The sequence below is a fragment of the Fertoeibacter niger genome, from assembly GCF_009380135.2.
GTDB lineage: Bacteria > Pseudomonadota > Alphaproteobacteria > Rhodobacterales > Rhodobacteraceae > Fertoeibacter > Fertoeibacter niger.
Window position 1 is genome coordinate 81,109 of sequence record NZ_WHUT02000002.1, and the last position, 24,277, is coordinate 105,385.

A 24,277-nucleotide genomic window follows, 5' to 3' on the forward strand; every position below is an offset into this window, starting at 1 on the left:
TTCCTCCCCTGGCCGCCGCCTGTCCGGCGAAACCCTCAGGGACTCGGCGGTGGCGGTGACACGTTGTCTGTAACTTTAATCAGACATTCCAGAGTGTCAACTTTATTTGACAGTTCCGGCGCCGAAAGCCACTCAGGCCCGCGTCGCCACGACAGCGCTGGTCACGAATGGCCGGTAGCCGGGCAACACCCTGATCCCGGTGAAACCCGCAGCGGCCAGCAACCCGGCGATCTCGGCCCCCGACCTTGTGCGCCCGGTCTGCATCGCCAGCGTATAAAGCGCGAAATAGGTGTCTGTGGCCCGGTCAGGCCGCGCCCCGCCCGACATGGGTTCGGCCACCAGCACCCGCCCCCCTTGCGGCAACGCGGCATGGACCCGCGCCAACAGGCCCGCCACCGTGGCATCGGCATGGTCGTAAAGCACGCGGATCAGGCTGATGACATCGGCGCCCTGCGGCAGCGCATCGGTGCGGAACGACCCGGAGTGCAGTGCAACCCGCCCGGAAATGCCAGCCGCAGCAAGGCGTTGCGGGGCGGTCTTTACCACGTCGGGCAAGTCGAACAGCCCCAGCGCCAGCGCAGGATATGCCGCCGCCACCGCCGCCAGAAACGCCCCGCTGCCGCCACCCACATCCAGCAGATGCCGCGCGTCAGACAGATCCACCAGCCGCAGCACATCCTCGGCCACCAGACTTTGGCTGTCAGCCATCAGCGCCGAATATTCCGCCGTCACCGCCGGATCAGTGGCCCCCGCACCAAAGACATAGGGCCAGAACCGCGCCAGTTCGGGGTCGGTCTGGCCACGAAAGAACGCCACCGGGTCGGCCAGATCGCGGTAAAGCACCGGGTGATGCCGGATCATCGCCACCAGCCCGGGCACCGCCAGCAGCGCCGCGCCACGCGGGGCCAGCGCGAAACGCCCGTCGCGCCGCCGATTCAGCAGCCCCATTGCCGCCCCGGCTTGCAGCAAAATCTGCATCCTTTCCGGCGGAACCTGCGCAAAAGCCGCCAGCGCCGCCACCGGCAGGGCCCCTTCCTGCAAGCGGTGCAGCACGCGCAGTTCCACGAGCGCCAGCAACGCCTGCGACTGCACGAAACCCGCCACCAGATCGAACAGCGCAGCCCCCTCGGCCCGCGCGATCCGGCGCAGCCCCGGCACCCGCGCCGCAAAGGCCTGAAACCGCCGCGACCCCGCCAGCCGCAGGATCAGCCCGGGGCGGGCGGGCGGCACCACCCCGGCAAACGGCTGATCCGTCATGTCAGGCGCGCGCCCGCACGGGGCTGGCCGACAGGGCGCCCGGCATCATCCGCTCGGCATAGCGGTTGACCATCTGCGCCAGCATCGCCTCGCCCGGGCAAGACGGGATCGAGGCGATGGCCCCGCCCAGAATATCCTTCAACCGCCCCATCGCCCCCTGCACGCCCAGTTCGCGCACCGCGTTGGGGCGGGCATGCAGCGCATCCTGCCCCACCGGCTTGCCCAGCTCATCCGCGCTGCACAAGGCATCGCGCAGATCATCGGCCACCTGAAACGCCTCGCCGATGCGCGCGCCCAGTTCTTCCCACGGTTCCGCCTCTTGCCCCGCGGCAAGGGCACCCATCTGGGTCGCGGCGATGAACAGCGCCCCGGTCTTGGCGCGGTGATAGGCCGACAGGTTGATGACTGCCTCTGATTCCCAGCCCTGGCCTGCGCAGATGCCCATCGGCATGCCGGTGCGCCGCGCCAGTGCGCCGATCAGCGCCACCGCCCGGTCGGGTGCATTGTCCGCCGCCCGCGCCAACACCTCGAACGCCATCACGATCAGGCTGTCACCCGTCAGCACCGCCAAAGGTTCGGAATAGGCGCGATGGACCGAAGGCTTGCCGCGCCGGATGTCGGCATCGTCAAAACACGGCAGGTCATCATGCACCAGACTGGCGGAATGGATCAGTTCCAGCGCCACGGCGGCGGCATCCGACAGGCCGGGCCGGTCATCCCCGCAGGCCAGCGCGACAGACAGCAGAATCGTCGGGCGGATTCGCGCGCCGCCCGGCGTCACCGCATAATCCAGCGCGCCCGCCAGCCGCGCAGGCGCATCGCCACCCTGGCCCTGCGCCACGGCCTGCGCCATCGCCGCCTCGATCCGCCTGTCCAGTGCCATGAAACGCCCTTTCGCAGATGATTGGCCGGCGGAACGGCCCGCAGCCCGGTTTGTGTAATTTATTTCTTACACCACACTGTCATTCATACTGGACACATCCGCCGGGCAAGTCAACAATCGCCGCCATGGAACAGGCGGGGATGTCAGAACCCACGCAGCCCGGACCGGGCGCGCGGGTGGTTGTGGTTGGCGCGGGCTTTGGCGGCCTTGCGGCGGCCATCCGTCTGGCGCGCGCTGGCCTTTCGGTCACGGTGATCGAGGCGCAGGCAGGCCCGGGCGGCAAGGCGCGCACCCTGCCTTCGGCGGCAGGCCCGGTGGATGCCGGGCCCACGGTGCTGACCCTGCGGGCGGTGTTCGACGATCTCTTCACCCTGTGCGGCACGCGGCTGGAGGATCATGCAACCCTGATCCCGCAGCCCCTGCTGGCCCGGCACTGGTGGCCCGATGGCAGCAGCCTTGACCTGTTCAGCGACGCCGAGGCCAGCGCCACCGCCATCGCGGCCTTTGCCGGGCCGCGCGAGGCCGCAGCCTTCCGGCGCTTTCACGCGCTGACCGCCCGGCTTTATGATGCGTTCGAGGGGCCGGTGATGCTGTCGCCCCGCCCTGACAGCGCGGCGATCCTGCGCGCGGCGCTGCGCGACCCCGGCCTTTGGCCCGCGCTGCTGCCCGGCATGACGCTGGCGCGGCTGCTGCGGCTTTACTTCCGCGACCCGCGTCTGCGGCAGTTGTTTGGCCGCTATGCCACCTATGTCGGCGGCACGCCCAGCCGCAGCCCCGCCGTGCTGGCGCTGATCTGGCAGGCCGAGGCGCGGGGCGTCTGGGCGGTGCAGGGCGGCATGCACGGGCTGGCACAGGCGCTGGCAAAGCTGGCTGCGGCGCAAGGCGTGCAGTTCCGCTATGGCACCGGGGTGGCGCGCATCATCTGGCAGGGTGGCCGCGTGTCGGGCGTGCAACTGGATGACAAGCGCAGCCTGGCCTGCGACCGGGTTGTGTTTAACGGCGACCCGGCGGCTCTGCGCGCGGGCCTGCTGGGCGGCGGAGCCAAGGCCGCCCTGCCCGCCAGCGCCGTCACCAAACGCAGCCTGTCGGCTTATGTCTGGGCCTTTGCGGCACGGGCCGAGGGCCTGCCGCTGGCCTATCACAACGTGTTCTTCGCCGCCGACCCCGCCCGCGAATTCGGCCCGATCCGCCGCGGCACCATGCCCGAAGACCCCACGCTTTACCTCTGCGCCGAGGACCGCGCCACCGGCACCGTCCCGCAGGGCGCAGAGCGGTTCGAGATCATCATGAACGGCCCGCCCCTGCGCGACGGCCAGCCCGCCCCTGAAGAGGACAGCAAGTGCCACAGCCGCACCTTCCCGCCACTGGCCCGTTTCGGGCTGACCTTCACGCCCACGCCCGACACGCGCAGCCTGACCACGCCACAGGGCTTTGCCAGGGCCTTCCCGGGCTCGCAGGGGGCGCTTTACGGCCTGTCGCCCGAAGGGATGATGGCGGCCTTTCACCGGCCGGGGGCGAAAACCCTGCTGCCGGGGCTGTATCTGGCGGGGGGCGGGGCGCATCCGGGGGCGGGGGTGCCGATGGCGGCGCTCTCCGGCAAGCACGCGGCAGGGGCGATGCTGGCGGACCTTGCTTTGCCATCGAAGTCTGCCCCGACGGCTATGCCTGGTGGTATGTCGATGGTGTCGCGGATGACGGGCGGCGGGCGGTCTCGGTCATCGGGTTCATAGGCTCGGTCTTTTCGCCTTGGTATCGCTGGTCGGGGCGGCGCGATCCGGCCAACCATTGCTGCATCAACGTGGCCACCTATGGCCCCGGCGGGCGGTTCACCATGACCGACCGCGGCCGCGCGGCGCTGCGCCAGACACCCGACACGCTGACCGTCGGCCCCAGCCGCATGCACTGGACCGGGCGGCAACTGGTGATCGAGATTGACGAGGTGGGCGCGCTGCCCATGGTCACGCCGGTCAGGGGCCGCATCGTGCTGACCCCCTCGGGCGTCACCGATGTCGAGGTGGCGCTGACCCCCGACGGGCGGCACATCTGGCGCCCCTTCGCCCCCACCGGGCGGATCGAGGTCGATCTGACGCAAGGCCACCGTTGGCAGGGCCACGGCTATTTCGACGCGAATTTCGGCACGAAGGCGCTGGAGGCGGATTTCCGGTCATGGACCTGGGGCCGCTATCCTTTGCGCGACGGGGCGGCCTGTTTCTATGACGCGATCCGCGCCGATGGCTCGCGGCTGGCACTGGGCCTGCATGTGACACCCGAAGGTGTTGCGCGCGAAATCACCCCGCCCGCCCCGGCACGCATGGCCCGGACGCTGTGGGGCATCCGGCGTGATACCCCCGCCGACCCCGGCTTTCAGCCCCGGCAGGTGATGGCCATGCTCGAGGCTCCGTTCTATTCCCGTTCACTGGTCGAAACCCGGCTGGGCGGCGAGGTGACCACCGGCGTGCATGAGGCGTTGGACCTGCGGCGTTTCCGCTCGCCGCTGTTGATGCCCATGCTGGCCGTGCGGGTGCCGCGAAGGGCGGGGTGGCAGTTTGCCGATGCGGTATAGGCTACGATCTTTCTGCGAAAGATCCCGCAGGCATTCCTGATTTTTCGCAGAAAAATCGTCCGCCCAAGCAAATCAGGCCACAACGGCCGCCCGGTTCTTCCACCAGACCGAGGCGTTCAGCGCCGTGGCGATCGTGACCCACAAAAGGTAAGGCGCGAACAAAAGCCCCGCAATGGCATCCAGCGCCCAGAAACCGCGCATCGTCATCGCCACCGCCACCCACAGCAGCACGATCACCACCAGCCCCGTGCCCATCCGCTTCAGGCCAAAGAACACCGGCGTCCACAACGTGTTCAGCGCGATCTGCACCGACCACCAGGCCAGCGCCGCCCCCGATCCCGCGATCAGCGCCACCCGCATGCCCGCGTAGGCGATGGCGATGTAAAGCACCGTCCAGACCACCGGAAACACCCAGTTCGGCGGCGTCCATGACGGCTTTTCCAGGCTTTCATACCAGGCCCCCGGCTGGATCAGCGCACCCGTGGCCGCCGCCGCCCCACAGGCAAAAAGGTAAGTCAGGAACAGGCCCCAGTCCATCATGCGATCTCCCGTTGTCCGCCTTTACTTAGGCCGGGCACGCGGGTTATCCAAGCCTTTGCCGCGCCATTCCGCCCGCATGGCCCCTGTCGCGCGCCTCCAGCTGCGCCAGAACCGCCAGCAGCGCATCAGACCGCGCCTTTTCCGGGCGCTGCCGGGCGGCGGCCTGCACCAGAAAGGCCACTTCGGGCACCGGGGCGGCATGCAGCACGGCGGCGCGGGGTGCCAGCGGCGTTGCAGCGGCACGCAGGGCCGCCAAAGCCAGCCAGCCGATCTTCTGCGCTTTTGTGGTGCGGGCGCGGCGGGTGATGCTGTCATGGCGATTGCGCGCCACCGCGCCGCCGATACCGGCATAGATGTGCCGCGCGGCAAAGATGCCCGGGCGGCAGGCCAGCGGCAGCGCGGGCACCCCGGCATCGGCGCGGGCATAAAGCCGGTCCGCCTCGGCCAGCAACCTTGCAGTCACGCGGGCGATGCGCGGGTCGGGGCGCGGATCGGCCAGGAAAGCCCCGGGGCACAGCCCCTCCTCCGCCAGCCAATTGGCGGGCAGATAAAGGCGGCCCGCCCGCGCATCCTCGCCCACATCGCGGGCGATATTGGTCAACTGCATCGCCAGCCCCAGATCGCAGGCCCGCGCCAGCGCGTCGGCGTCACGCACCCGCATCAGCACGCACATCATCGCGCCCACCGCAGCCGCCACCCGGGCGGAATAGGCCAGCACGCCGGGCAGATCGTCATAGCGCCGCCCGACCGCATCCCATGCCAGCCCCTCCAGCAGCGCCTCGGGCAGGGCGCGGGGCATGTCGAACTCCTGCACCACCGCGGCAAAGGCACGGTCGGCGGCGGCGTTGCGCGGGCGGCCCTGATAGACCAGATCCAGCCGGTCGCGCAAGGTCAGCACGGCGCGGGCCTTGGCATCGGCATCCTCCGCCCGGCCCGCGCCCACGGCGTCATCCACCGCATCATCCGCCAGCCGGCAAAAGGCATAGAGCGCCAAGGCCGGGTCACGCACTTTCGCAGGCAGCAGCCGGGATGCCGCATGAAACGACAGCGACCCCTGACGGATCGCCGCGCGGCAGGCGGCCATGTCGGCGGCAGGATCGGCGGCGGCAATCATTCGGCGGCCAGCGGCAAAGCCGCAACGTCATGGAACGGCGCATCGGGCACCAGCGTGCCCAGCACCTCGGCCGAGGCAATCACCCCCGGCAGGCCTGCGCCGGGATGCGTGCCCGCGCCGACCAGATACAGGCCCTTCGCCTCTTCGCTGACATTGTGCGGCCGGAACCAGGCCGATTGCAGAATGCGCGGCTCGATGGAAAAGCCCGATCCATAGGGCGACAGATAACGGTCACGGAAATCCTCGGGCGTGAAGACCAGACTTGATGTGATACGCGAGGATAGACCCGGAAGCAGTTGCTTTTCCAGCACAGCCAGCACTTTCTGGCGGTATGGTTCCGCCTCGGCCCGCCAGTCAACAGGGTGTTTGAACCCCAGATGCGGCACCGGCGACAGGGCATAGAACGTGTCATCGCCCGCAGGTGCCACAGAAGGGTCGGTGACAGACGGGCGGTGCACATAAAGGCTCATGTCGCCCGACAGCCGCCCCTTAATGAAGATGTCGCGCACCAGACCCTTGTAGCGCGGGCCGTTCAGGATGGTGTGATGCCCGGCATCCTTCCACATCCCCGCCGTGCCTCTGGTGCCGAAATACCAGACGAACAGCCCCATCGACCACCGCTTGCGCGCCAGTTTCGCATCTGTCCACCGCTTGCGCGGCAGGTTGCGCAGCAGGCGGGTGTAGGTATGCCCGGCATCGGCGTTCGACACCACCAGCCCCGCGCGCAAGACCGTGCCACCCACCAGCCTCACCCCCTGCGCGCGCCCGTCTTTCACAAGGATTTCATCCACTTCGGCGTTCATCCTGAACTGGCCGCCCTGCCCTTCGACCACCCGCGCCATGGCAGCGGCAATCGCGGCCACGCCGCCCATGGCATAGTGAACGCCAAATTCCTTCTCCAGATGGCTGACGAGGATATACATTGACGTGACGTGGAACGGGTCGCCGCCGATGAACAAGGGGTGAAACGACAGCGCCATGCGCAAACGTTCATCCTTCACCCGCCGCGCGGCATGGGCATAGACCGAACGGTCGGCCCGCATGCGCACGAAAGTTGGCAGCACCTTCAGCAGGTCGGTGAAACGGTGCATGGAACGGCGGCCCAGATCCTCGAACCCGAACCAATAGCGCGCCTCGCTGTCTTTCAGGAACTTCTCGTAACCCTTTGTGTCCGCAGGCGAAAGCCGCGCAACCTCGGCCCGCATCGCATCGGTGTCTTGCCGGGCGGTGAAGTGCGAGCCGTCTGGCCAGCGAATCTCATAAAAAGGATCCAGCGGGCGCAGATCGACATCGGTGGCGAAATCACGCCCGCAGGCGGCCCACAGATCGCGCAACCCCTGCGGCACGGTCACGATGGTGGGCCCCAGATCAAACCGGTGGCCGCCCTGGGTGATGGATGACCCGCGCCCGCCCGGCATGTCCAGCCGGTCGATCACCGTCACGCGCCAGCCCTTTGCCCCCAGCCGCATGGCCGAGGCAAGCCCGCCCAGCCCTGCACCGATGACAATGGCATGGCCCGCATCCTCCGCGTCACGGGTGGCAAGATGCGGGGCAAAGGCGGGGCGGGGCGCAGCATGTGTCAACATGCAGATACGATATACTGTCCATTTCAATTTACAACACGCGACTGCGCGGCGCGGCAAAATCCCGTATGCCCTTCCCCTGGCACTTGAAACCTGTAAGATCGGATTGACAGGTGCAGCAGGGGGATGCGGCAATTCAGACAGTCACGCTCAGCCTGTTCCGCTTTGACACGGCGCTTGCGCGGCTGTGGGTGCTGGGGCAGATGGCCACGGCCCGGCTGGCGCTGCGGCGCATGCAGGGCGCGGGATTCTGGAAGCTGTGCGGGTCAGGCACGGGTGAAGGGTTCACCCCCAAACCCAACTGGGGGGTCTGGGCGATTCTGGTGGTGTGGCCGGATGAGGCGACCGCCCGGCGCCAGTTGAACGATGCCGCCCTGTTCCGGCGCTGGCGCGCGAAATCCACCGAAGGGTGGACCGTGTTTCTTGCCCCGCAATCGGCACGTGGGCTGTGGGCCGGGGTGCAGCCCTTCACCGCCACGGATGCCGCCTGCGCCGCAACACCCGGCCTGGCCGTGCTGACCCGCGCCAGCCTGCGCCCGGCGAAACTCGCGCGGTTCTGGGCGCGGGTGCCGGGCATTTCCGCCGTGATTGGGGCTGACCCGCATGTGGCCTTCAAGATCGGCATCGGCGAATTGCCCCTGCTGCACCAGATCACATTCTCGCTGTGGCCCGACGCCGCCTGCATGGCGCGTTTCGCCCGGGGCGACGGGCCGCATGGCCGCGCCATAAAGGCCGTGCGCGCCGAGGGCTGGTTCCGCGAGGAGCTTTACGCCCGCTTCCACATCCTTGGCGCGACCGGCACATGGGCCGGGGCCGACCCGCTTTTACTGTTGAAGAAAGACGCCGCATGACACAGCCCTTCCCCTTCGCCGCCATCGTGGGACAGGAGGCGATGAAACAGGCCATGGTGCTGACGGCGGTAGACCCGGGCATCGGCGGGGTGCTGGTGTTCGGCGACCGGGGCACCGGCAAATCTACCGCCGTGCGCGCGCTGGCGGCGCTGCTGCCACCGATCACGGCGGTCGAGGGCTGCCCGGTGAACTCTGCCCGCCCCGACGATTGCCCGGATTGGGCGCATGTCACCTCGCGCAAGCTGGTCAGCCGCCCCACCCCTGTGATCGACCTGCCGCTGGGTGTGACCGAGGATCGGGTGGTGGGTGCCTTGGACATCGAACGTGCGCTGACCCGGGGGGAAAAGGCGTTCGAGCCCGGCCTTCTGGCCCGCGCCAACCGGGGATACCTGTATATCGACGAGGTGAACCTGCTGGAGGATCACATCGTCGATCTGCTGCTGGACGTGGCGCAGTCGGGCGAGAATGTGGTGGAACGCGAGGGCCTGTCGATCCGCCACGCCGCGCGTTTCGTGCTGGTGGGGTCTGGCAACCCCGAGGAAGGCGAGTTGCGCCCGCAATTGCTGGATCGGTTCGGCCTGTCGGTCGAGGTGGCCAGCCCGCGCGACATCGACACGCGGGTCGAGGTGATCAAACGCCGCGATGCCTATGAGAATGACCGCGAGGCCTTCTTGAAGAAATGGCTGAAGGGCGATGCCGCGTTGCGCAAGGCGATACTGGCGGCACGGGTGGCGCTGCCGGGGCTGAAGACCCCCAACACCGTGCTGCATGATTGCGCGGCCCTGTGCATCGCTTTGGGGTCAGACGGGCTGCGGGGCGAGTTGACGCTGCTGCGCACGGCGCGGGCACTGGCGGCGTTCGAGGGGGCCGCGGTGGTGGGCCGCGCCCATCTGCGCGCCGTGGCCGCGATGGCGCTGAGCCACCGCTTGCGCCGTGATCCGCTGGACGAGGCGGGTTCGGGCGCGCGCGTGGCGCGTGTGCTGGCCGAGGTGCTGCCCTGACCCCGGGCGATCAGCCGGACGTGGGGCGCGGCGGCGCACCGCAGGCCGCGCTTCTGGCTGGCGCTTTGGCCATGCCGGGTGCCGGGGTGCCGGTGTCAGCCAAAACGGGCGCGTCTGCGGCACAGGCGGGCGATCTGCCCGGGGCTGATGGCGCGGCGGCCGGTCCGGTCGCGGGGGCGCAGCGAACCGCCCCGGCAGCCGTGGCGCTGGAGCCTTGGGCACGGGTGGAAACGGCGCTGGCGCTGCTGGCGGTCGATCCGGCGGGGCTGAAGGGGCTGTGGCTGCGCGCCCGCGCGGGGCCCTTGCGTGATCGGGTGACGCTGGCCCTGTCGGCCATTCCCCTGCCTGCGCGCCGCCTGCATCCCGGCATCGAGGATCAGGCGCTGTTCGGCGGGCTTGATCTGGCGGCGACCCTGGCCGGGGGCGTGGCGGCGCGCACGACGGGGCTGCTGGCCGATCCGGCGGCGCTGGTGCTGGCGATGGCCGAACGTTGCCCGCCCGGGCTGGCGGCGCGGCTGGGGGCGGCACTGGATGCGCCCGGCCACAGCCTGATCGCGCTGGATGAGGGGGACGCGGACGAGGCCTTGCCCCCCGGCCTTGCCGACCGGCTGGCGCTGTTTGTCGATCTGGAGGGGCTGGGCTGGGGCGACTCGCAGCCCGTGGTTCCGGATCTGGCCCGGCTTTCAGCGGCGCGGGCCGCTTTGCCGCAGGTGGAATTGCCGCCGGATGCCGCCGAGACCCTTGCCCGTGTGGCGGCCACACTGGGCATCGCCAGCCTGCGCGCGCCGACGCTGGCGCTGGCGGCGGCACGGGCCGGGGCCGCGCTTGCAGGGCGCAGCGCGGTGACGGATGACGATCTGCGGCTGGCCTGCGATCTGGTCTATGCCCACCGTGCCTTGCCTGCCGCCGCCGAGGCCGAACCGCCGCCAGCCGAAGACACGCCACCCGAAGACACGCTACCCGACAATTTACCCCCCGAACCACAGGACAGCGACCGTTTCCCCGAGGAAATGCTGGTCGAGGCTGCACGCGCCGCGCTGCCCGCCGATCTGCTGGCGCGTCTGGCGGCGGCACGCGCGGCCCGGGTGGCAAAAGGGGCCACGGGCAGCGGTGCGGCCAAGGCGGGCAACCGGCGCGGCCGCCCCCTGCCATCGCGCGCAGGCCGGCTGGGCAGCGGGCAACGCATTGATCTGGTGGCCACATTGCGCGCCGCAGCCCCATGGCAGCCGCTGCGCCGCGCGCAGGCGGCTTTGGCGGCGGGCCTTGACGCAGGGCAATCGGGCGGCGTGGCAGACCTGTCGCATCCTTTGTCACCCCGGTCGCCATCCACCCTGCCCGCCCTGCTGCTGCGCCCGTCTGACATCCGGCTGAAACGGTTCATGGAAATGTCCGACCGGGTGCTTATCTTTGCCGTCGATGCCTCGGGCTCCTCCGCCATGGCGCGGCTGGCGGAAACCAAGGGCGCGGTGGAACTCTTGCTGGCGCAGGCCTATGCCCGGCGCGACCATGTGGCGCTGCTGGCGTTTCGGGGCCGCGCGGCGGAACTGATCCTGCCGCCCACCCGCAGCCTGGTGCAGACCAAGCGGCGGCTGGCGGGCCTGCCGGGCGGCGGGGCCACGCCGCTGGCGCATGGCTTGCAGATGGCGCTGGCGGTGGGGCAACAGGCCCGGGCCCGGGGGCTGACGCCCACCATCGCGCTGATGACCGACGGGCGCGGCAATATCGCGCTGGACGGCACGGCCAACCGCGCGCAGGCCGAGGCGGATGCGCTGCAACTGGCCCGCGTGATCGGCGCGGCCCGCCTGCCCGCGCTGGTGATCGACACCGCCAGCCGCCCGCAACCCGCCTTGCAGACGCTGGCCCGGGCTTTGGGTGGCACCTATCTGGCGCTTCCCCGCGCCGATGCGCATCGCATGGCGGTGGCGCTTTCGGGCGCGCTGGGGGGCTGATGGATTTCGCCCGCATCCCCCCCGACTGGCCGGGCCGTGCCAATATGCGCCGCATTTCCGCCCGCCCACATCAATGGTGCGTGCTGGAACAGGGCGCGGGCCCGGTGGTTCTGCTGCTGCACGGCGCGGGCGGGGCCTCGCATTCCTTCCGCGCGCTGCTGCCGCTGTTGGCACCGCATTACCGGCTGATCGCCCCCGACCTGCCGGGCCAAGGCTTTACCCGCGCGGGCGCGCGGCAGCGGCTGGGGCTGGATGCAATGGCCGAGGATCTGGCGCGGCTGTGTGCCGAGCAGGGCTGGCCCGTGGCTGCGATCATCGGCCATTCGGCAGGGGCGGCGGTGGCGCTGCGCATGGCCGAGATCATGGCCGCGCCCCCCCGCGCAGTGGTGGGCATCAATGCGGCCTTGGGCGCGTTCGAAGGCGTGGCGGGGTTTCTGTTTCCGCTGCTGGCCAAGGTGATGGCGCTGAACCCGCTGGTGCCGCGGCTGTTTGCCCGGCTGTGGGGGAACGAGGCACGGGTGCAGAGCCTGCTGGCCTCTACCGGCTCAACCCTCGATGCGGCGGGCGTGGCGCACTATCTGGCGCTGGTGCGCGACCCCGACCATGTGGAAGGCACCTTGGGCATGATGGCGCAATGGAAGCTCGACGGGCTGATGGCCCGCCTGCCGCAGCTGGCCCTGCCGGTTCTGCTGATCGCCGGGGCACGCGACCGTGCGGTGCCGCCGCAGGTGTCACGCGATGCGGTGGCGCGGATGCCGGGGGCGCGTTACGCCGAATTGCCCGGCCTTGGCCATCTGATGCATGAAGAGGCGGCGGATCAGACCGCAGCTCTGATCCTGCCGTTTCTGGCCGCACATACCAGGGCGGATCAGCGCCCCTGAAACTGCGGCGCGCGCTTGGCCATGAAGGCGGCCACCCCCTCGCGGAAATCATGGCTGGTGCCACATTCCCCCTGCAACCGCGCCTCCAGCGCCAGCTGGGCATCCAGATCATTGGCGGCACTGGCCCGCAGCGCCTGTTTCACGCCCCGGTAGGCCGCCGTGGGGCCGTTGGCCAATTGCGCGGCGCGGGCCTGCCAATGGGCGGCAAAACCGTCATCCGCCACCGCCTCCCAGATCATCCCCCAGTCGGCGGCCTGCCGGGCCGTCACCTTTTCGGCGAACAGACAGGCCCCCATCGCGCGGGCAAAGCCGATCTGGCGCGGCAACCAATAGGTGCCCCCGGCATCGGGGATCAGGCCGATGCGGGTAAATGCCTGGATGAAGCTGGCCTGTTCGGCGGCGATGACCACATCGGCGGCCAGTGCCAGGTTCGCCCCCGCCCCCGCCGCCGCCCCGTTCACCGCCGCAATCACCGGCACCGGACAATCATAGATGGCGCGCAGCAAGGGCTCGTATTCGTCGCGCAGCGTCGCCTCCATGTCCAGCGCCGCACCCGCATCGGCCAGATCCTGACCCGAGCAGAACGCCCGCCCCGCCCCGGTGATCACCAGCACCCGCGCCTCAGCCCCGGCAGCGCGCACTGCCGCCAGCATTTCGGTCCGCATCTGTGACGACAGGGCGTTCATCACATCGGGCCGGTTCAGCGTCAGAACCGCAACGCCCGCTTCGGCCTGATAGGTGATCGTGTCATAGCTCATCGCGCCCTCCCAAGGTTTGCGGCCAGCATAGCGGGCACAAACCTGCGGCAAAGCGGAACACTGCGTCAGTCCCTCAGGATTTCGGCAAGGCGGGCCTGTTCGTCGGGCGTCAGCGGCGCGTCGGGCGCAGATTTGCGGCGGCGCAGCGTGGCCAGAGCCAGCCCCGCACCACCCAGCAGCAAGGCAGGCCCCGCCAGCCACAGGATGATGTTCGACCCGCCGGTGGTGGGCGTCAGCAGCACATATTCGCCGTAACGCTCCACGATGAAATCCAGTGCCTCGGCATCCGTGTCGCCCGCCACCAGCCGCTCGCGCACCAGCAGACGCAGGTCGCGCGCCAGATCGGCGTTGCTGTCGTCGATATTCTCGTTGCGGCAGACCAGACAGCGCAGATTCTGCGACAGCGCCCGCGCCCGCGCCTCCAGCGCGGGGTCGGCCAGCACCTCATCCGGCTGCACCGCCAGCGCAGGTGTTGCCAGCAGCGCGCAAAGGCCCAGTGCCAGCCTCATTCCGCGGGCACCCCTGCGGGTGTGCGCCGCGCCCCCGCGGCAATGCGGTAGCGCCGGTCGGAAAGGCTGAGCATGCCGCCAAAGGCCATCAGCAGCGCCCCGCCCCAGATCCAGTTGGCAAAGGGCTTGATATAGCTGCGCACCGCCCAGCCGCCGCCCTCCTGCGGATCACCGATCACCAGATAGATGTCGCGCCAGAAGCCATAGGCGATGCCCGCCTCGGTCGTGGGCATTCCGGCCACGGGATAAAGCCGTTTCTCGGGGTAAAGGGTGGTCACGGCCTGCCCGTCCCGCGTCACCTGCAACTCGGCCATGGTGGACAGATAATTCGGCCCCTGCACATCGCGCACATCGGCCAGCGTGACTTCATAGGCGCCGATCGGGAAGCTCTGCCCCACCTGCACCACGCGAATATCCTCCAGCGCCCAGGCGTTGATCGCGGCCACGGCAAAGATCGTGACGCCAAGCCCGGCATGCGAGGTGGCCTTGCCCCAGTCGGCGCGCGGCAACCTTGTGATGCGGCCCAGCCGCCCGGCCAGATTGCCGCGCCCCGACCGTACCCAAAGCTCGGTCGCGGCGCCGAACACCACCCAGGCCCCCAGCGCCAGCCCCACCGGCCCCAGCGCCGAACGCCCGGTCTGCATGGCAAAGGCCAGCGCCCCCAGCGCCAGCGACAGCACCAGCGCCGCGCGCAGATGCGGCAGCACCCGCCCGCCCTGCCCGCGCTTCCACGGCATCAGCGCGCCGATGGGCAGCACCAGCGCCAGCCCGATCATGAAGGGCGTGAAGGCCGCGTTGAAGAACGGCGCACCGACCGACAGTTTGCGGTCCCACAGCATTTCGGCCACCAGCGGCCAGATCGTGCCGATGAACACCACGAAGCAGGCCACCGCCAGCAACAGGTTGTTCAGCACCAGCGCCGATTCGCGGCTGACCATGGAAAACACGCCCTTCGCCTCCATCGCGCCGGCGCGCAGGGCAAACAGCGTCAGCGCGCCGCCCATGAACACGGCCAGTATCAGCAGGATGAACACGCCACGCTCCGGGTCATTGGCAAAGGCATGCACCGATGTCAGCACGCCCGACCGCACGATGAACGTGCCGATCAGGGAAAAGCCAAAGGCGAGGATGGCCAGCAGGATCGTCCAGGCCTTCAACGCCTCGCGCTTTTCCACCACGATGGCGCTGTGCAGCAGGGCGGCAGCGATCAGCCAGGGCATGAAGCTGGCATTTTCCACCGGATCCCAGAACCAGAACCCGCCCCAGCCCAGTTCGTAATAGGCCCACCACGACCCCAGCGCGATGCCGATGGTCAGAAACACCCAGGCGGCCAGCGTCCACGGCCTGACCCAGCGGCCCCATGCGGCATCCACCCGCCCCTCGATCAGCGCGGCCACGGCAAAGGAAAACGCCATGCTCAGGCCCACATAGCCAAGGTAAAGGAACGGCGGGTGAAAGGCCAAACCCGGGTCTTGCAGCAGCGGGTTCAGATCCTCGCCATCAAACGGCGGTTCGGCCAGCCGCAGGAACGGGTTTGAGGTGAGAAGCAGGAACAGCAGGAACGCCACGCCGATCATCCCCTGCACCGCCAGCACACGCGCGCGCAGCGCCACCGGCAGGTTGCCGCCAAACCACGCCGCCGAGGCCCCGAACAGCGCAAGGATCAGCACCCACAGCAGCAGCGACCCTTCATGGTTGCCCCAGACGCCCGAGATTTTGTAGATCAGCGGTTTCAGCGTATGCGAATTCATCACCACCAGCCGCAGCGAGAAATCCGAGGTCACAAACGCATAGGTCAGCGCGGCAAAGGAAAAGCCGATCAGCAGGAATTGCAGCGTGGCCGCAGGCCCGGCGACCGCCATCCAACCCGCCCAGCGTTTCTCGGCCCCGATCAGCGGCACGGTTGATTGCACCAGCGCCACGGCAAGGGCGAGGATCAGGGTGAAATGGCCAAGCTCGACAATCATGCGGTGGTCCCTTTGGCTTCGGGCGAACGGCGTCCGGCTGGCGCAAGCTTAGGCGCAAACCCGCGGCGGTCCAATGGGGATGCGCGCCGATGTCGCGGCATTGTCATCTGCATCGGCCGTGCATCAGATGTGCGCGCCCCGCTTCCTACCGCCGCCCCGCCCGGCGCGTGGTCAGCATCAGGTTGGTTTCCGATGTGCTGACGCCCTCGAAACTGCGGATGCGGGCCAGCACCTCGTCAAATTCCGCCAGCGTGGCGGTGCCGATCTCGGCAATCAGATCCCACCGGCCATTGGTGGAATGCACCGCCTGCACCGCGGGCAAGCCCAGCAGGCGTGCCATGATGCGGTCGGTGCCGCGCCCCTCGATGCCGATCATCATCAGCCCGCGCACCGGCGAGGCCGTCACATCGCCGCGCGTCAGCACGGTAAAGCCCGCAATCTCGCCCCGTGCCGCCAGCCGCTCCATCCGTGCCCGCACCGTGGCGCGGCTAAGCCCCAGCCGCAGCGCCAGATCCGACAGCGCCGCCCGTCCGTCGCGGCGCAATTCGGCGATCAGTCGGTGGTCGGTATCGTCCATCATGGCCATTTCTTCCGCCGATTTGCGCAAAGCCCTGTGCAGACCGACCATAAAGCCGCTAGAATCTGCCGCAAGATGAAATCACTTTCCCCGCAAAGGAGAATGCCATGCCCAACACCATCCTGATCGGTGCCCCGATCGATTCCGGCCAGCGCCGCCCCGGCTGCCTGATGGGGCCATCCGCCTACCGCGTGGCGGGCATCGCGCAGGCGATCCGCGATCTGGGCCATGGCGTGACCGACTGGGGCGATGTGGCCTTGGGGGAACTGCCCAAAGGTGAATGCCCCAACCCCGCGGTCCACAGCCTGCGCGAAACGCTGGGCTGGACCGAGGTTCTGGCCGACAAGACCGATGACGCATTGTCGCAGGGCGGCTTTCCCATCATCCTTGGGGGCGATCATTCGCTCGCGCTGGGGTCGGTGGCCGGTGCCGCCGCCTATGCCGCGCGGCGCGATGTGCCGCTGTTCTTGTTGTGGCTGGATGCCCATTCCGATTTCCATACCCCGATGACCACCACCACCGGCAACCTGCATGGCACGCCGGTGGCCTATATCGCGGGCCGCGACGGGTTTGAGGCCTTTCCGCCCTTTCCCAAGCCCATCCCCGCCGACCGCATCTGCCTTTACGGAATCCGGTCGGTTGACCCTGCCGAACATGCGGCCTTGCTGGATCATGACATTGCGATCAATGACATGCGGGTGCTGGACGAGCATGGCATCGTGGCCCCCCTGCGCGCATTCCTGAACAAAGTGCGCGATATGGGCGGCATGCTGCATGTGTCGCTGGACGTGGATTTCCTTGACCCCTCCATCGCGCCTGCGGTGGGCACCACCGTGCCCGGCGGCACCACCTTCCGCGAGGCGCATCTGGTGATGGAACTGCTGCACGAATCCAGTCTGGTCACATCGCTGGATCTGGTGGAACTGAATCCGTTCCTGGATGAGCGCGGCCGCACCGCCCGGCTGATGGTCGATCTGGTGGCCAGCCTGATGGGCCGCAAGGTGTTTGACCGCCCGACCCGCAGCTTTGCCTGACCCTGAACCCCGGGAGATCCCATGACCGCGCCCTCACATCACGCCTATGTGCCTTTTGTCAGCGTTCACAACATGATGCGGCTGGTTCTGCATGTGGGGATCGAACGGGTGCTGGTTGATCTGGCGGCCGAGATTGCCGCCGATTTCCTGCGCTGGCCCGCGTTTGACAAGACGCCGCGCGTGGCCAGCCATTCCGACGTGGGGGTGATCGAACTGATGCCCACCTCGGACGGGCAGACCTACGGCTTCAAATATGTGAACGGCCACCCCAGCAACATGAAGCAGGGCTTGCAGACCGTCACCGCCTTTGGCCTGCTGGCCGATGTGGCCACCGGCTACCCGCTGCTCTTGTCGGAAATGACCATCCTGACCGCGCTGCGCACCGCTGCCACCAGTGCCATGGCGGCCAAATGGCTGGCACCGGCAGGGGCCACCACCATGGCGCTGATCGGCAACGGCGCGCAGGCCGAATTTCAGGCGCTGGCCTTCAAGGCGATCTGCGGGGTAGCGCAAGTGCGCCTTTACGACATCGACCCTGCGGCCACGCGGAAATGTGCAGCGAACCTGCGGGGTTACGGGCTGGGCGTGGTGTCATGCGCCACAGCGGAAGAGGCCCTGCTGGGAGCCCAGATCATCACCACCGTCACCGCCGACAAGCAATATGCCACGATCCTGACCGACAACATGGTTGGCCCCGGGGTGCATATCAACGGCGTGGGCGGCGACTGTCCCGGCAAGACAGAATTGCACCGCGACATCCTGCTGCGGTCGGCGATCTTTGTGGAATACCCGCCCCAGACGCGGATCGAGGGCGAGATCCAGCAGCTTGATGCGGATCACCCGGTGACGGAACTGTGGCAGGTGATGGCCGGGCAGGCCCCGGGCCGCACGGATGCGCGCCAGATCACCCTGTTCGACAGCGTGGGTTTCGCCATCGAAGATTTCAGCGCGCTGCGCTATGTGCTGGGCAAGCTGCGCGACACCGGGTTCTGCGAGCAACTGGACATGATCGCCGACCCGGACGACCCGCGTGATTTGTTCGGCATGCTGCTGCGGGCGGCATAGGCCGCTTCTCCGCCCTGCGGGCGACGGCGCTAGTGCAGCCGGAACTCGCCCACCACATTGCGCCACTCGCCCGGGCTGATCAGCTTGCGGTGGGTGAAGCGCACCGAATGCAGCGGGCCTTCCAGCTTTTCCTGCCAGAATTCGATGAACTTGAACAGTTGCGGGTAATCGGGGGCCAGATCGTAATCCTGCCAGATGAAGCTGTTCAGCACATGGCGGTAATCTGGCATGCGATAGTAGAATTCCGCCGTGGTCAGCCCGTAACCCTGCAACATCCGTTCCGTTTCACGCATTTGCCATACCTCTGTGGTTTCTTCTTTTCATTGATGATGCGCGATTCGCTTTAAGAATCAACGAAAACAATGTGTTGTCACTCGCAAGGCCTGGCTGCGAACAGCGGCCGGCAGCCCATTGGCGCGCCCTGCCATTGCACCCCGGATGACCGATGGTCTATAGTCCGCCCCAGCATATGCCTCAGCCGACCGAGAGAGAGCGCCACCTGTGAGCGACACCCCCGAAGACATTGATCCGCCAAGCGAAACGCCAGATCGGCCCGTCTATCACGGCCCGCAGATCTCGATCGCCGAGGAGATGAAGACCGCCTATCTGGATTACGCGATGAGCGTGATCGTCAGCCGGGCGATCCCCGATCTGCGCGACGGGCTGAAGCCGGTGCACCGCCGCGTGCTGTTCGCCATGTATGAAACCGGCAACAGCCATGACAAACCCTATCGCAAATCTGCCCGTCCGGTAGGCGATACGATGGGGAAATATCACCCGCATGGCGACAGTTCGATCTATGACGCACTGGTGCGGATGGCGCAGCCGTTTTCCATGAGCCTGAAACTGCTGGACGGTCAGGGCAATTTCGGCTCGATGGATGGCGATAACCCCGCCGCCATGCGCTATACCGAAGTGCGGATGGACAAGCCCGCCGCCTTTCTGCTGGCCGATATCGACAAGGACACGGTTGACTATCAGGACAATTACGATGGCAAGGACCGTGAGCCCACGGTGCTGCCCGCGCGTTTCCCCAACATGCTGGTCAACGGCGCGGGCGGGATTGCCGTGGGCATGGCCACCAACATCCCGCCGCACAATCTGGGTGAGGTGATTGACGGCACGCTGGCGCTGATCGCCGACCCCGACATGTCCACCGAGGCGCTGATGGAGATCATCCCCGCCCCCGATTTTCCCACCGGTGCCACGATTCTGGGCCGGGGCGGCGCGCGCAAGGCTTACCTTGAAGGCCGTGGTTCGGTCATCATCCGCGCCCGCACCCATATCGAGGAAATCCGCAAGGACCGCTGGGCGATCATCGTCGATGAGATCCCCTATCAGGTCAACAAGGCCCGGATGATCGAGATCATCGCCGAACAGGTGCGCGAGAAGAAGATCGAAGGCATCGCCCATGTGCAGGACGAATCCGACCGGATCGGCGTGCGCGTGGTGATCGAGTTGAAGCGCGATGCAACGGCGGATGTGGTGCTGAACCAGTTGTATCGCTTCAGCCCGATGCAGACCAGTTTCGGCTGCAACATGCTGGCCTTGAACGGCGGCCGCCCCGAGCAACTGACGCTGCGCGATTTCCTCAGCCATTTCATTACCTTCCGCGAGGAGGTCGTGGCGCGGCGCACGGCGTTTGAGTTGCGCAAGGCGCGGGAACGCAGCCATATCCTGTGCGGTCTGGCCGTCGCCGTGTCGAATGTGGATGAGGTGGTGGCCACCATCCGCGCCTCGGCCGACCCGGCAGAGGCGCGCGAAAAGCTGATGACCCGGCGCTGGCCTGCGGGCGAGATTGCGCCGTTCATCCGGCTGATCGACGATCCCAGCCATACGGTGAATGCCGACGGCACCTACAACCTGTCGGAGATTCAGGCCCGCGCCATTCTGGAACTGCGGCTGCAACGCCTGACCGCCCTTGGCGTCAAGGAAGTGACCGACGAGCTGGAAGAACTGGCAGGCAAGATAAAGGATTATCTGGAGATTCTGGGCAGCCGCGAGCGGATCATGGCGATCATTTCGGACGAATTGCGCGAGGTGAAGGCGCTGTTCGCCGTGCCGCGCCGGACGGAAATCGTCGATTGGGCCGGCGACATGGACGACGAGGATCTGATCGAGCGCGAGGATATGGTCGTGACCATCACCTCGGCCGGCTGGATCAAGCGCACACCCTTGGCCGAATTCCGCAGTCAGCGGCGCGGCGGCAAGGGCCTGTCATCCATGGCGACCAAGGAGGACGATGTTGTGACCACGCTGTTCGTGGCCAACACGCATACCCAGCTGTTGTTCTTCACCACCGATGGCATGGCTTACAAGCTGAAAACCTGGCGGCTGCCTTTGGCGGGGCGGCAGGCCAAGGGCAAGGCGATTGTCAACATCCTGCCGATTGACGCCGGGGTGTCGATTGCCGCGATCATGCCGGTGGATGTGCCCGAGGCGGAATGGGATGATTTGCAGATCGTCTTTGCCACGTCGGACGGTGACGTGCGCCGTAACGCGCTTTCGGATTTCACCAATGTGATGCGCAACGGCAAGATCGCCATGAAACTGCCCGAGGGCGTGCTGCTGGTGAATGCCCGCATCGCTGATGAAAACGACGATGTGATGCTGGTGACGGCTGCGGGCCGGGCGATCCGTTTCCCCACCACCGATGTGCGGGTGTTCAAGGGCCGCGATTCGACCGGCGTGCGGGGCGTGCGGCTGGCCGAGGGCGACCGCGTGGTCAGCATGGCGGTGATCCGGCATTTCGAGGCGACACCGGCGGAACGCGCGGCCTATCTGAAAATGCGCCGCGCGCAGGAGGGCGTGCTGGACGAGCCCGAGGCGGAGGATGACGAGGCCGAGGCTGTGGCCGACAGCGGCGCGGGCCTGTCGCTGGAACGCTTTGCCGAAATGTCTGCGGTGGAGGATCTGATCCTGACCATCACGGCGTCGGGCGCGGGCAAGCTCAGCTCCAGCCATGATTATCCGGTGCGCGGGCGCGGCGGACAGGGCGTCAAGGCGATGGCGGGCCGGTCGGGCGCGCTGATTGCCTGCTTCCCGGTGGAACGCAGCGATCAGGTGATGCTGGCCACATCGACCGGCCAGTCGATCCGCTGCCCGGTAGACGGGATTTCCTTCCGGTCACGCTCCGCAGGCGGGGTGAAGGTGTTCGATACCGGCGCGGGTGAGGAAGTGGTGTCAGTGGCCCGCATCGCCGAAGCCGAAGACGAGGCGTGAGCCTGCCGGGGCTAGCGGTGGCGCTAGATGATCTGGCGGCGCGTGGGGAAACAATGACCTACGGGGCATTGGCCCTCGCGCTGGCGGTGCCGGGGCCGGGCAGCATCGCCCGGCTGACAGCGGCGCTGGAGGATTTGATGGCCGAGGATGCCGCCGCTGGCCGCCCCTTCCGCGCTGCCCTTTGCGCCGGGCGGCTGGCGGGCGGGTTGCCCGCGCCGGGGTTCTTTGCCGCCGCGCGCGCCCTTGGCCGCTATGCCGGGCCGGATCAGGGCCCCGAGGCTGCGGCCTTTGCACATGCAGAACGCGCAGCCCTTTTCAACAGCGGCCCAACGGGTTAAATCCTGCCGATGGAAAAAACTTTGCATATCGTCGGCGGCGGCATGGCCGGGGCAGAGGCCGCATGGCAGGCGGCCAACATGGGTGTGCACGTGGTGATCCACGAAATGCGCCCCAAGGTCGGCACCTTCGCGCATCGCACTGGGCATCTGGCGGAAATGGTCTGCTCCAATTCCTTCCGCTCGGATGATGACCAGCAGAATGCCGTGGGCCTGTTGCATTGGGAAATGCGCGCAGCGGGTGGCATCATCATGGCGGCGGCGCATGCGCACCGCCTGCCTGCCGGTGGCGCGCTGGCGGTGGACCGTGACCCTTTCGCGGCATGGGTGACGGAAAAGCTTTTGGCGCACCCGCTGATTTCTGTCAGCTACGAGGAAATCACCGCCCTGCCCGATGATGGCCACTGGATCATCGCCACCGGCCCGCTGACATCGGGCGCGCTGGCCGAGGCGATCAGGGCCGAAACCGGCGCGGATGCGCTGGCGTTCTTCGATGCCATTGCGCCCATTGTCTATGCCGAGAGTATAGACATGTCGGTGGCCTGGATGCAGTCGCGCTATGACAAGGGCGAGACTACAGCCGAACAGACAGCCTATATGAACTGCCCGATGACCAGGGACCAGTATGAGGCCTTTATCGACGCGCTGCTGGCGGCCGAGAAGACCGAGTTCAAGGAAGGCGAGACGGCGGGCTATTTCGACGGCTGCCTGCCCATCGAGGTGATGGCCGAACGCGGCCGCGAAACGCTGCGCTTTGGCCCGATGAAACCGGTGGGCCTGACCAATGCGCATGACCCGCAGGTCAAGGCCTATGCCGTGGTGCAACTGCGCCGTGACAACAAGCTGGGCACGCTTTACAACATGGTGGGTTTCCAGACCAAGATGAAATATGGCGCGCAAACCGCTGTTTTCAAACTGATCCCGGGGTTGGAGAATGCCAGTTTCGCGCGGCTGGGCGGCATTCACCGCAATACCTTCCTGAACTCGCCCACATTGCTGGATGACCGGATGCGCCTGCGCAGCCGCCCGCATATCCGCTTTGCCGGTCAGGTCACGGGGGTGGAGGGGTATGTCGAATCCGCTGCCATGGGGTTGCTGGCCGGGCGGATGGCTGCGGCAGAGATTCTGGGCCGCGATCTGGCGCCACCGCCGCCGGAAACCGCCACCGGCGCGCTGATCACCCATATCACCGGCGGGGCCGATGCAAAGACCTTCCAGCCGATGAACGTGAATTTCGGTCTTTTCCCCCCCATCGACGCGAAAGGCGGGCGGCGCGGGCGCAAGGACCGCTACAAGGCCTATACCGACCGCGCGAAGGAGGCGTTCACAGGCTGGCTGAATGGCTGATTATGTGACCCGCTTTGCACCCTCGCCCACCGGGCCGCTGCATCTGGGGCATGCGTTTTCGGCCCTGACGGCATGGGACCGGGCACAGGCGATGGGCGGCACCGCGCTGCTGCGCATCGAGGATATCGACCGCAGCCGCGCCCGCCCGGAATGGGAGGTGCAGATTTACGACGATTTGCGCTGGCTGGGGCTGGACTGGCCCGAACCCGTGATGCGCCAGTCGGAACGCGGCGCGGCCTATCAGGCGGCGCTGGACCGGCTGGCCGACATGGGGCTGATCTATCCCTGCCGCTGCACCCGCAGCGACATCCGCGCGGCGCTGTCGGCCCCGCAGGAGGGGGTGATTCCCATGGGGCCGGACGGGCTGATCTATCCCGGCATCTGCCGGGGGCGCGGGCTGGATGATGCGGGGCCCGACGATGCGCTGCGGCTGGACATGGCGGCGGCGATGCGGGTGGCAGGCACTGTGCGCTTTGCCGAAACCGGGCCACTGCATGCCGGGCACTATGCCTTTGACGAGGGTTTCATGGTGGAACATGTAGGCGATGTGGTGCTGTCGCGCCGGGGGGTTGGCGTGGCCTATCATCTGGCTGTGGTGGTGGATGATGCCCAACAGGGCGTAACCGAAGCCGTGCGTGGTGCCGATCTGTTCGAGGCGGCGGCGGTGCATGCCCTGCTGCAACGGCTGCTGGATCTGCCGCGCACGGATTGGCACCACCATGCGCTGATCCGCGACACCGCCGGCAAGCGGCTGGCCAAGCGCGACGATGCCCGCGCGCTGGCGCAGTTCCGCGCCGAAGGGCTGGGCCCGCAGGACATCCGCCGCATGGTGGGGCTGTAG

Annotated in this window: 22 protein-coding genes; 12 read left to right on the plus strand and 10 right to left on the minus strand. The window is 67.7% G+C overall.

From position 1 onward, the window contains the following. Positions 1-132: 132 nt before the first annotated feature. Both GEU84_RS03835 and GEU84_RS03840 read right to left on the minus strand, forming a co-directional pair. On the minus strand, positions 133-1,257 hold the full coding sequence (locus tag GEU84_RS03835; protein WP_152824414.1) for a methyltransferase: 1,125 nt from the start codon (positions 1,255-1,257) through the stop codon (positions 133-135). Position 1,258: 1 nt separating this feature from the next. Beyond that, positions 1,259-2,140, minus strand: a complete 882-nt coding sequence (locus GEU84_RS03840; RefSeq protein WP_174539306.1) for a polyprenyl synthetase family protein — start codon at positions 2,138-2,140, stop codon at positions 1,259-1,261. A 125-nt stretch (positions 2,141-2,265) separates the two neighbouring features. Here GEU84_RS03840 and crtD point away from each other — a divergent pair, with 125 nt between their 5' ends. Then, positions 2,266-3,870, plus strand: coding sequence for a 1-hydroxycarotenoid 3,4-desaturase CrtD (crtD, locus tag GEU84_RS03845; protein ID WP_241427578.1), 1,605 nt, complete (start codon positions 2,266-2,268; stop codon positions 3,868-3,870). Further along, positions 3,858-4,703, plus strand: coding sequence for a carotenoid 1,2-hydratase (gene crtC, locus GEU84_RS03850; RefSeq protein WP_174539341.1), 846 nt, complete (start codon positions 3,858-3,860; stop codon positions 4,701-4,703). Before crtD ends, crtC begins: the two co-directional genes overlap by 13 nt. A 72-nt stretch (positions 4,704-4,775) precedes the next feature. On the opposite strand, the gene tspO is transcribed toward crtC, so the two are convergent. From tspO to GEU84_RS03865, 3 genes are read right to left on the minus strand one after another with little or no spacing between them, the layout of a single operon-like run. After that, positions 4,776-5,240, minus strand: coding sequence for a tryptophan-rich sensory protein TspO (tspO, locus tag GEU84_RS03855; RefSeq protein WP_152824530.1), 465 nt, complete (start codon positions 5,238-5,240; stop codon positions 4,776-4,778). 46 nt (positions 5,241-5,286) lie between these two features. Beyond that, the gene (crtB, locus tag GEU84_RS03860; protein ID WP_152824413.1) at positions 5,287-6,357 is read right to left on the minus strand and encodes a 15-cis-phytoene synthase; all 1,071 of its coding nucleotides are present in this window, start codon (positions 6,355-6,357) and stop codon (positions 5,287-5,289) included. Beyond that, positions 6,354-7,943, minus strand: a complete 1,590-nt coding sequence (locus GEU84_RS03865) for a phytoene desaturase (RefSeq protein ID WP_152824412.1) — start codon at positions 7,941-7,943, stop codon at positions 6,354-6,356. The genes crtB and GEU84_RS03865 overlap by 4 nt, the downstream gene beginning before the upstream one ends. A gap of 110 nt (positions 7,944-8,053) precedes the next feature. On the opposite strand from GEU84_RS03865, the gene crtA reads away from it, so the two are divergent. The 4 genes from crtA (at position 8,054) to bchO (ending at position 12,622) form a co-directional block, all read left to right on the plus strand. Further along, positions 8,054-8,791 carry a spheroidene monooxygenase gene (gene crtA, locus GEU84_RS03870; protein WP_338144752.1) on the plus strand — a complete coding sequence of 246 codons (738 nt, stop codon included), beginning with the start codon at positions 8,054-8,056 and terminating at the stop codon, positions 8,789-8,791. Continuing rightward, complete coding sequence (bchI, locus tag GEU84_RS03875; protein WP_152824411.1) at positions 8,788-9,792, plus strand: magnesium chelatase ATPase subunit I; 1,005 nt, start codon at positions 8,788-8,790, stop codon at positions 9,790-9,792. The genes crtA and bchI overlap by 4 nt, the downstream gene beginning before the upstream one ends. 200 nt (positions 9,793-9,992) lie before the next feature. Next, positions 9,993-11,741, plus strand: a complete 1,749-nt coding sequence (locus GEU84_RS03880) for a magnesium chelatase subunit D (RefSeq protein ID WP_174539343.1) — start codon at positions 9,993-9,995, stop codon at positions 11,739-11,741. Next, positions 11,741-12,622, plus strand: coding sequence for an alpha/beta fold hydrolase BchO (gene bchO / locus GEU84_RS03885; RefSeq protein WP_152824410.1), 882 nt, complete (start codon positions 11,741-11,743; stop codon positions 12,620-12,622). The genes GEU84_RS03880 and bchO overlap by 1 nt, the downstream gene beginning before the upstream one ends. Here bchO and GEU84_RS03890 read toward each other — a convergent pair. The 4 genes from GEU84_RS03890 to GEU84_RS03905 form a co-directional block, all read right to left on the minus strand. After that, positions 12,610-13,380: an enoyl-CoA hydratase-related protein gene (locus GEU84_RS03890; protein WP_152824409.1), complete on the minus strand. Its 771-nt coding sequence runs from the start codon at positions 13,378-13,380 to the stop codon at positions 12,610-12,612. The two genes, bchO and GEU84_RS03890, sit on opposite strands and share 13 nt — an antisense overlap. A 65-nt stretch (positions 13,381-13,445) precedes the next feature. Beyond that, a complete protein-coding gene (locus GEU84_RS03895) occupies positions 13,446-13,889 on the minus strand; it encodes a cytochrome c-type biogenesis protein (protein WP_152824408.1) in 444 nt (147 codons plus the stop codon). After that, positions 13,886-15,856 (minus strand): heme lyase CcmF/NrfE family subunit, encoded by a 1,971-nt coding sequence (locus GEU84_RS03900; protein ID WP_152824407.1) that lies wholly within the window; start codon positions 15,854-15,856, stop codon positions 13,886-13,888. The genes GEU84_RS03895 and GEU84_RS03900 overlap by 4 nt, the downstream gene beginning before the upstream one ends. Positions 15,857-16,001: 145 nt before the next feature. Beyond that, positions 16,002-16,433: an Lrp/AsnC family transcriptional regulator gene (locus GEU84_RS03905; protein WP_152824527.1), complete on the minus strand. Its 432-nt coding sequence runs from the start codon at positions 16,431-16,433 to the stop codon at positions 16,002-16,004. Between the two features lie 107 nt (positions 16,434-16,540). Between GEU84_RS03905 and rocF the strand changes: the two genes are divergently transcribed. After that, a complete protein-coding gene (gene rocF / locus GEU84_RS03910) occupies positions 16,541-17,467 on the plus strand; it encodes an arginase (RefSeq protein ID WP_152824406.1) in 927 nt (308 codons plus the stop codon). Between the two features lie 21 nt (positions 17,468-17,488). Then, positions 17,489-18,532, plus strand: a complete 1,044-nt coding sequence (locus GEU84_RS03915; protein WP_152824405.1) for an ornithine cyclodeaminase — start codon at positions 17,489-17,491, stop codon at positions 18,530-18,532. A gap of 29 nt (positions 18,533-18,561) precedes the next feature. On the opposite strand, the gene GEU84_RS03920 is transcribed toward GEU84_RS03915, so the two are convergent. Beyond that, a complete protein-coding gene (locus tag GEU84_RS03920) occupies positions 18,562-18,825 on the minus strand; it encodes an usg protein (protein ID WP_152824404.1) in 264 nt (87 codons plus the stop codon). A 208-nt stretch (positions 18,826-19,033) separates the two neighbouring features. On the opposite strand from GEU84_RS03920, the gene gyrA reads away from it, so the two are divergent. Genes gyrA through gluQRS form a run of 4 tightly spaced genes read left to right on the plus strand, consistent with a single transcriptional unit; the run spans position 19,034 to position 24,277 of the window. Continuing rightward, the gene (gene gyrA / locus GEU84_RS03925) at positions 19,034-21,754 is read left to right on the plus strand and encodes a DNA gyrase subunit A (RefSeq protein WP_174539307.1); all 2,721 of its coding nucleotides are present in this window, start codon (positions 19,034-19,036) and stop codon (positions 21,752-21,754) included. A 53-nt stretch (positions 21,755-21,807) separates the two neighbouring features. Next, complete coding sequence (locus tag GEU84_RS03930) at positions 21,808-22,092, plus strand: hypothetical protein (RefSeq protein ID WP_152824403.1); 285 nt, start codon at positions 21,808-21,810, stop codon at positions 22,090-22,092. 9 nt (positions 22,093-22,101) lie between these two features. Next, on the plus strand, positions 22,102-23,436 hold the full coding sequence (trmFO, locus tag GEU84_RS03935; RefSeq protein WP_152824402.1) for a methylenetetrahydrofolate--tRNA-(uracil(54)-C(5))-methyltransferase (FADH(2)-oxidizing) TrmFO: 1,335 nt from the start codon (positions 22,102-22,104) through the stop codon (positions 23,434-23,436). After that, a complete protein-coding gene (gene gluQRS / locus GEU84_RS03940) occupies positions 23,429-24,277 on the plus strand; it encodes a tRNA glutamyl-Q(34) synthetase GluQRS (protein WP_152824401.1) in 849 nt (282 codons plus the stop codon). The genes trmFO and gluQRS overlap by 8 nt, the downstream gene beginning before the upstream one ends.

Coding starts and splice junctions, on each gene's coding strand:
- gluQRS (WP_152824401.1), top strand. CDS start 23,429: ATGGCTGATTATGTGACCCGCTTTGCACCCTCGCCCACCGGGCCGCTG.
- bchO (WP_152824410.1), top strand. CDS start 11,741: ATGGATTTCGCCCGCATCCCCCCCGACTGGCCGGGCCGTGCCAATATG.
- GEU84_RS03915 (WP_152824405.1), top strand. CDS start 17,489: ATGACCGCGCCCTCACATCACGCCTATGTGCCTTTTGTCAGCGTTCAC.
- crtD (WP_241427578.1), top strand. CDS start 2,266: ATGGAACAGGCGGGGATGTCAGAACCCACGCAGCCCGGACCGGGCGCG.
- GEU84_RS03920 (WP_152824404.1), bottom strand. CDS start 18,825: ATGCGTGAAACGGAACGGATGTTGCAGGGTTACGGGCTGACCACGGCG.
- rocF (WP_152824406.1), top strand. CDS start 16,541: ATGCCCAACACCATCCTGATCGGTGCCCCGATCGATTCCGGCCAGCGC.
- GEU84_RS03890 (WP_152824409.1), bottom strand. CDS start 13,380: ATGAGCTATGACACGATCACCTATCAGGCCGAAGCGGGCGTTGCGGTT.
- crtB (WP_152824413.1), bottom strand. CDS start 6,357: ATGATTGCCGCCGCCGATCCTGCCGCCGACATGGCCGCCTGCCGCGCG.
- GEU84_RS03865 (WP_152824412.1), bottom strand. CDS start 7,943: ATGTTGACACATGCTGCGCCCCGCCCCGCCTTTGCCCCGCATCTTGCC.
- GEU84_RS03895 (WP_152824408.1), bottom strand. CDS start 13,889: ATGAGGCTGGCACTGGGCCTTTGCGCGCTGCTGGCAACACCTGCGCTG.
- GEU84_RS03835 (WP_152824414.1), bottom strand. CDS start 1,257: ATGACGGATCAGCCGTTTGCCGGGGTGGTGCCGCCCGCCCGCCCCGGG.
- tspO (WP_152824530.1), bottom strand. CDS start 5,240: ATGGACTGGGGCCTGTTCCTGACTTACCTTTTTGCCTGTGGGGCGGCG.
- GEU84_RS03930 (WP_152824403.1), top strand. CDS start 21,808: ATGACCTACGGGGCATTGGCCCTCGCGCTGGCGGTGCCGGGGCCGGGC.
- GEU84_RS03840 (WP_174539306.1), bottom strand. CDS start 2,140: ATGGCACTGGACAGGCGGATCGAGGCGGCGATGGCGCAGGCCGTGGCG.
- trmFO (WP_152824402.1), top strand. CDS start 22,102: ATGGAAAAAACTTTGCATATCGTCGGCGGCGGCATGGCCGGGGCAGAG.
- GEU84_RS03900 (WP_152824407.1), bottom strand. CDS start 15,856: ATGATTGTCGAGCTTGGCCATTTCACCCTGATCCTCGCCCTTGCCGTG.
- GEU84_RS03905 (WP_152824527.1), bottom strand. CDS start 16,433: ATGGACGATACCGACCACCGACTGATCGCCGAATTGCGCCGCGACGGA.
- bchI (WP_152824411.1), top strand. CDS start 8,788: ATGACACAGCCCTTCCCCTTCGCCGCCATCGTGGGACAGGAGGCGATG.